Here is a 2780-nt window from a genome sequence, read left to right as displayed (position 1 = left end):
ATATTTGCCCAAATGGAATTATCGAGCCGTACCCCAACCTGAGTAATTCATTAAGTTATTTATTTTTCATTCCTAAGCCGCCAGTTAAAGTTAGAAAACAAGTTAAACGAATATTGGGATACGGATATTTTGGGCAGCAACGATAACTGTACCGTTTACTTTGAAGAGTATTTGCTGGCAGAAACATCAGGGCCTTTGGTTTTGGGGTTGGATGAAGTCGATCGCCTATTTCCCTACACCGAAGTAGTTGAAGATTTTCTGGGGATGCTGCGAAGCTGGCACGAAAAAGCCAAGATTTCCGATATCTGGAAAAAACTGCGGTTGGTAATGGCGCATTCTACGGAAGTTTATATTCCTTTGGACATGAATCAATCTCCGTTTAATGCGGGGGTTCCCGTTGAGTTGCTGGAGTTTGAGAGGCCGCAAATTCATGATTTAGCTCGTTTGCACGGCTTGGAGTGGGATGAGGGGCAATTGCAAAAGTTAATAAGTGCGATCGGCGGCCATCCTTATTTAGTAAGATTGGCAATGTATGAGATTAGTTGTGGCAAAATTTCCTTAACTCAGCTCTTAGAAAATGCGGCATCAGAATCGGGAATTTACAGCAGTCATTTGCGGAAGCATTTGGAAATTTTGCAACAAAATCCCGAATTAGCTTTGGCTTTGAAAAAAGTTGTTAATTCTGCCGAACCAGTTGAATTAGATTCAATGCAAATTTACAAATTGCACAGCATGGGACTTGTGCGGCGGCAAAATAATTATGTCATGCCGCGTTGCAATTTGTACCGCGAGTATTTCTGCCGTGTTTTAGGTTGAAAAGCAGTGATAGTGCGATCGCGCGATCGCGTAGCGTGCATTTGGCATTCGCTTATGAAGAATAAAAGAGACTGACTTGAGCGATCGCTAACTTCACTGACTATTGAAAATAGGGTTTAGGAAACAACACTCATTCCCCATTCCCTATTTTCAATACAGAGCTACTTTCCCAATCAACAGACAGAATTAGCCCCCGGCCAAACCAAGCCCAGTAATGGTGGTTATACTAGCACCATTGTTAATCTTAAGGTTAGTGACAGGTTGTATCCCTTGTATAACACCAATCAATTGATCGGGGGACAATCCCGGATTATCAACGAAGATTCCTCGACCTGATACTCCACCGTCAAGGCTGACCTCCTGCAATTTATAGTTGACTCCTCCTTTAAGCTCGATAGTATCCTGACCGGATGAAAAGTCTTTAATTAAGCCGTAGCCGTTAACAAATGAATTCGGATTGGGAACCTTGAAATCAGTCTCATCGTAGTAGATATTATTGGCATCCCCAAGGACGAAGGTGTTAATTCCAGCACCTCCAGTAAGAATGTCAATTTCTTGAATACCAGGGCTCCCTTCAGAAGAATTAACACCAATTAAAGTGTCATTACCGTCGCCACCCGTGAGAACGTCATTACCGTCGCCACCCATGAGCCTGTCGTTACCGTTTCCGCCATTGAGAGTGTCTTTGCCTAAGCCACCATTGAGAGTATCATTCTGGTTGCCGCCATTGAGAATATCGTTGCCGTTTCCGCCATTGAGAATGTCATTACCGTCGTCACCATTGAGAATGTCGTTGTCTAAGCCACCATTGAGAGTGTCATTACCCTTTCCGCCTTTAAGAGTATCGTTGCCTGAGTCACCATTGAGAATGTCATTGCCATCTCCGCCATTAAGGGCATCGTTGCCGCTACCTCCACTCAGAAAGTCGTTACCGCTTTGGCCATATAGCTTGTCATTTCCCAATCCACCTCGGATGTTGTTGGCAACTGCATTCCCGTAGATGTTGTCGTTTCCAGTCCCTCCAACGGCATTTTCAATGGTTGCGCCGAGAGCGATCGCCACATTGTTTTGAGCATTGGCATTACCATTGGCACCGATAGAACTGAAACCACCTGCAACTAAGTCAATGACTACATCCTTAGTTTGGTTAGCGGCACTGATTTGGTCGGTGCCACCCCCATCCCAAATCGTTTCGATAAATTTGGCATCTTTGCCCCAACTATAAGTATTGTTACCGGAACGGGTATTGGTATTAGCCCCATAAAGATATTGAACTGCTGCAACATCAAATAGTTGTGGAGTTTTTGGTGTCACCCCTGGCATATCAGGGTGACTGTTGTAAGACATGAGAGTAAAGCGATCGTTGTCTTGATAATTGGGCATATTTACTGCCCCTTCATGAGGGTGTTTCAACCCTAGGGAGTGACCAATTTCATGAAGAAGAATTGTAAATCCTGATGAACCGGGCGTAATGTTGGCAAGATTCTTGTCAAGCCAAATGTGACTATTTTTAGTAGCAGACCCGACTCCAGTAGACCAGCCTGCATAATCGGGAATGTCGATAGAACCAAACTGAATTTTTCCACCACCGTTAGCATTAGAAACTTCCTTAAATGTGATATTGGAAATCTCAGAGTAAAGTTTTAATCCTTGTCTGGCAGACTCCTGCTGTTGTGCTGTGAAGGGTTTGAACTCATCCCATGTGTTAGATTCTGGCTTAGTTTGCATGAAGCTAAAAGTAACTTCTACGGGCGTACCTAGTGGGCTATTTTTGTTCCATCGTGGTTGACTTGTAGGAAGCAAAGCATCAATATAATAGGGCAGGTTATTCACGCCGCCAGCGGTAGGAACCGGGTTAACAATTTCGACAGGATTTAGGATGCGAGTAGGTTCATTTTCGTAAACAGGGTCTGGATCGATTTCCCAATCATCGCGATCGTCCTCAATCACATCGACAGTTTCCT

Annotated in this window: 2 protein-coding genes; one reads left to right on the top strand and one right to left on the bottom strand. The window is 44.0% G+C overall.

What is annotated here, in order from left to right; genetic code table 11:
- Window positions 1-57 precede the first annotated feature (57 nt).
- Window positions 58-816: an AAA-like domain-containing protein gene (locus QUB06_RS33460; RefSeq protein WP_333439006.1), complete on the top strand. Its 759-nt coding sequence runs from the start codon at window positions 58-60 to the stop codon at window positions 814-816.
- Window positions 817-1002: 186 nt separating this feature from the next.
- Here QUB06_RS33460 and QUB06_RS33455 read toward each other — a convergent pair.
- Window positions 1003-2780, bottom strand: a 1778-nt coding sequence (locus tag QUB06_RS33455; RefSeq protein ID WP_333439004.1) for a M10 family metallopeptidase, incomplete at its 5' end; no start/stop codon positions are given.

The sequence above is a fragment of the Microcoleus sp. D2_18a_D3 genome (genome assembly GCF_036702455.1).
GTDB lineage: Bacteria > Cyanobacteriota > Cyanobacteriia > Cyanobacteriales > Microcoleaceae > Microcoleus.
This window is presented reverse-complemented; position numbering and strand designations above follow the sequence as displayed.